This window comes from Nocardioides sp. (genome assembly GCF_036401255.1).
Lineage (GTDB): Bacteria > Actinomycetota > Actinomycetes > Propionibacteriales > Nocardioidaceae > Nocardioides.
Window position 1 is genome coordinate 1 of the sequence record NZ_DASWVI010000103.1, and the last position, 3989, is coordinate 3989.

At 72.8% G+C, this 3989-nt stretch carries 5 protein-coding genes; 2 read left to right on the forward strand and 3 right to left on the reverse strand.

Annotated elements, in window-relative coordinates:
• Positions 1-176: 176 nt before the first annotated feature.
• Positions 177-320 carry a hypothetical protein gene (locus VGD85_RS04820; protein WP_331062308.1) on the forward strand — a complete coding sequence of 48 codons (144 nt, stop codon included), beginning with the start codon at positions 177-179 and terminating at the stop codon, positions 318-320.
• Positions 321-371: 51 nt separating this feature from the next.
• Here VGD85_RS04820 and VGD85_RS04825 read toward each other — a convergent pair whose 3' ends face one another.
• From VGD85_RS04825 to VGD85_RS04835, 3 genes are all read right to left on the reverse strand, one after another.
• Complete coding sequence (locus VGD85_RS04825) at positions 372-788, reverse strand: Hsp20/alpha crystallin family protein (RefSeq protein WP_331062309.1); 417 nt, start codon at positions 786-788, stop codon at positions 372-374.
• Between the two features lie 114 nt (positions 789-902).
• A complete protein-coding gene (locus VGD85_RS04830) occupies positions 903-2039 on the reverse strand; it encodes an acyl-CoA dehydrogenase family protein (protein ID WP_331062310.1) in 1137 nt (378 codons plus the stop codon).
• Positions 2040-2050: 11 nt separating this feature from the next.
• Complete coding sequence (locus tag VGD85_RS04835; protein WP_331062311.1) at positions 2051-3202, reverse strand: acyl-CoA dehydrogenase family protein; 1152 nt, start codon at positions 3200-3202, stop codon at positions 2051-2053.
• A 120-nt stretch (positions 3203-3322) separates the two neighbouring features.
• Between VGD85_RS04835 and VGD85_RS04840 the strand changes: the two genes are divergently transcribed.
• Positions 3323-3841, forward strand: coding sequence for a hypothetical protein (locus tag VGD85_RS04840; RefSeq protein ID WP_331062312.1), 519 nt, complete (start codon positions 3323-3325; stop codon positions 3839-3841).
• Positions 3842-3989: the final 148 nt, after the last annotated feature.

Sequence of the window (3989 nt, forward strand, 5' to 3'; positions counted from 1 at the left end):
GGCGGGCGCCCCGCCGGACCACGTCAGCGCCGACGAGCCGCCCGGCGCGGGCGCGCCGGACCGCTGATCGCGCAGGTCACCCGCCCCCAGTCGCCTCCCAGCCGGCTCCCAGCGTCGCGGCGCACGATGGTCCGGCCCGCCAGGGAGGCGGGCCGGAGTCGACGAAGGATCGCGTGATGAAGTCGTTGTCGGTCGAGCGACGCGAGGCCTGGCGCTCGCTGTCGCGCCAGGACAAGCAGCGGCGGCTGCAGGAGCTGCGCCGGCGCCACCAGAGCCAGGTGGAGCTGGAGATGCTGCGTCTGCGGCACGAGACCCGGTGAGCCGCCGCCGGCGGCGGGCGCGACCCGTCACCGGCGGCCCGAGGACGACTCTCAGCGGTCGGTGCGGACCACGGGGATCTGCGTCTGCGGCCGCTCCTCGCCGAGAGGTACGACGACCTCGAGGATGCCGTCGCGGTAGGTCGCCTGCACCGCCGACGCGTCCGCTCCGGGCGGCATCCGCAGGCTGCGCGAGAACGAGCCGTAACGGAACTCGCTGCGGTTCTTCTCCCGGATCTCCTCGTGGCGCTCGCCGCGGATCGTCAGGTAGTCACCCTCGAGGCTGACCTCGATGTCCTGGTCGGGGTCGACCCCCGGCAGCTCGGCTCGCACCACGTAGCTGCCGTCCCGTTCGAAGTCCTCGACCCGCACGAAGCGGTCGCCGTCCCGGAGCGCGATGCTCGGCCCGGACTCGAGCCAGTCGACCATGTCGGCGAGGCGGTTGGAGGCCCGTACGGCCATCGATGACATGCCGATCACTCCCTCCTGTTCGTGGGCCTTCTCCTGCACCCTCCACGGTGCCGCGCGGCGCCACCGGTCGCCAGGGTCGCGGTGCCGCAGCCGGGGAGCAGAAGGTCACGACCCTCAGGGCAACGGGTCGACCTCGGCGTAGCCGCTCACGCCCGCGGCCAGCAGGCCGAGGTGGTGGTTGCCGTCGCCGAGCAGGTGGTCCAGGGCGGTGAGCCGGCTGGTGTAGCTGCCGACGCTGTACTCCGCGGTCATGCCGATGCCACCGTGCAGCTGGACCGCCTCCTGGCCCAGGTGCCGACCCGCGCGGCTGACCTGGAGCGCCGCCCGCGACGCGGCCACGGACGTCTCCTCGCCCGAGCCGCCGTCCACCACCATCGTCGCCCACAGCGCCATGCTGCGGGCCAGCTCCAGCGACACGTACATGTCGGCGGACCGGAACGTCAGCGCCTGGAAGGAGTTGAGGGTGACCCCGAACTGCTTGCGGCTCTTGAGGTACGCCGAGGTCAGGTCGAGCGCGACCTCCATGACGCCGACCGCCTCGTTGCAGGCCGCGACGCGGGCGACGTCGAGCACCCGCGCGATGATCCCGGTGCGGTCCTCTGCCGCACCGAGCGGCGCGGCCTGCGTGGCGTCGAGGACGATCCGCGCGGCTCGGCCGCCGTCGTGCGTGCGATAGCCGTCGCGTACGACGGCGCGCCCCGGCACCACGAACAGGCCGGTGCCCCCGGCGGGGAGCGCGGCGCTCACCACGAGCGCGTCGGCGCGGGCGCCGTGGAGCACCGGCTCCTTGACCCCGCTCAGCGCCCACCCGTCGCCGGACTGCTCGGCCCGCACCGATTCGGCGGTCGGCGCCCAGCGCGACCCGGGCTCGGCGTGCGCGAACGCGAGCACCAGGTCGCCGGAGGAGAGGCCGCCCAGCAGCTCGGCGCGCTGCTCCTCGCTGCCGGCCTCGGCCACGAGCCCCCCGGCCAGGACGACGGAGGTGAGGAAGGGCTCGGGGGCGAGCACCCGGCCCAGCTCCTGGGCCACGATGCCCACCTCGACGGCACCGGCGCCCATGCCGCCGTACTGCTCGTCGAAGGGCAGTCCGAGCACGCCCATCTCGGCCAGCTGCTGCCAGACCGTCTCGCTGAATCCGGGGTCCTCCGCGACCGTGCGGCGCCGGTTCTCGAAGTCGCCGTAGGCCTTGCCGACCAGGCCGCGCACGGCCTCCCGGAGCGCCTGCTGCTCGTCGTCGTAGGTGAAGTCCATGCCGGTCCCTCTCAGAGTCCCAGGATCGTGCGGGCGATGATCTGGCGCTGCACCTCGTTGGAGCCGCCGTAGATCGAGGCCTTGCGGAAGTTGAGGTAGACCGGCGTCGCGCGCCGGGTCCACCAGGGCAGGTCGGAGTCGTCGTCGGCGCCGCTGGCCAGCGAGGCCGGCCCGGCCAGGTCGACGACCAGCTCGGTCACCGCCTGCTGCAGCTCGGTGCCCTTGAGCTTGAGCACCGAGGAGGCCGGGTGCGGCTTGCCGTCGGCGGAGTGCGCGACCACGCGCAGCGCGGTCAGCTCGAGCGCGAGCAGCTCGTTCTCGATCTCGGCGAACCGGGCGGCGACCAGGGGGTCCTCGAGCAGCGGGCCGGCCCACTCCTTGGCCTGGGCCAGGTGGCGCTTGGTGGCACCCACCGGCGCGACGCCGACCCGTTCGTTGCCGAGCAGGAACTTCGCGTAGTCCCAGGCCCGGTTCTCCTCGCCGACCAGGTTGTCCAGGGGCACCCGCACGTCGGTGAACCACACCTCGTTGACCTCGTGCCCGCCGTCGATCAGCTCGATCGGGCGCACCTCGACACCGGGGGAGGTCATGTCGATGAGCAGCAGCGAGATGCCGGCCTGCTTCTTGGCCTCCGGGTCGGTGCGCACCAGCGTGAAGATCCAGTCGCCGTACTGCCCGAGCGTGGTCCACGTCTTCTGGCCGTTGACGACGTACTCGTCGCCGTCGCGCACCGCCCGGCACTTCAGTGAGGCCAGGTCGGACCCGGCGTCGGGCTCGGAGAAGCCCTGCGACCACCAGATGTCGAGGTTCGCGGTCGCCGGGAGGAAGCGCTCCTTGATCTCCTGGGAGCCGAACTGCGCGATCACCGGCCCGATCATCGTGGCGTTGAACGCCAGCGGTGTCGGCACGAACGCGCGCTGCATCTCCTCGTGCCAGATGTGGCGGCGCAGCGGCGACCAGTCGCGACCACCCCACTCGACCGGCCAGTTCGGCACCGCGAGCCCGTGCTCGTTGAGGATCCGCATGCTCGTGACGAACTGGTCCTTGGTCAGCTCGCGCTGGTCGCGGACCGCGTCGCGGATCTCCTCGGGGATCTGGGTCGTGAAGAACTCCCGCATCTCGTCGCGGAACTCGGCGTCCTCCGCGGACAGGGCCAGCTGCATCCGTACCTCCGGTGTCGGGCCTGGGTCTGGGGGTGGGGTGGGGCCGAGGCTACCGGCTGGTACCGCGCCACGCGGTGCGCCGCCACCGACGCCCGCGGAGCGGCTCCTACAGTGAGGGACGTGCGCCGACTGATCCCCTCGCCCGCGATGCTCGTGGCCGGCCTGGCCCTGGTGCTCTCGATGGGAGGGGTGAGCTATGCGGCCACCAAGGTCGGCACCAAGGACCTCGCCGCCGATGCGGTGACGAGCCCGAAGATCAAGAACGGCGCCGTGCGTGCCGCCGACCTCGATCCGGCCCTCACGTCCGCGATGAAGGTCCGGGCGTACGCCGACGTCGTGGTCAGCCCGGACCTCGCGCTCGATCCGGCGCGCACCGTGGGGATCGCCACCGTGAAGCGGCCCAAGGCCGGGATCTACTGCCTCACGTTCACCGACCCCGCCCTCGACAGCGCGACCACCGCTCCGGTGGTGAGCGTCGACTGGGACAACTCCTCGGGCTCCAACCTGGCGGCCTACCTCAGCAAGTCCGCTGACAAGTGCCCGGCCGGCACCGACCTGGGCGTGCGGACGTTCAGCTTCGCCGCCGGTGAGTCCTACAAGCCGGCCAACACGGTCGCGTTCACGCTGGTCGTCCCCTGAGCGGGCTGAGCCGCGTGCCGACCGCCGCGCGTGGGTACGGCGGGGTCATGTCCGCCCTCGACGCGCCCGCGCACGCCCTCGCCTCGGCCGGCGGCCTCCTGCTGGCCGGCACCACCCGCGCGGCCGCGGCGGTCCGGCCCGCGGCCAA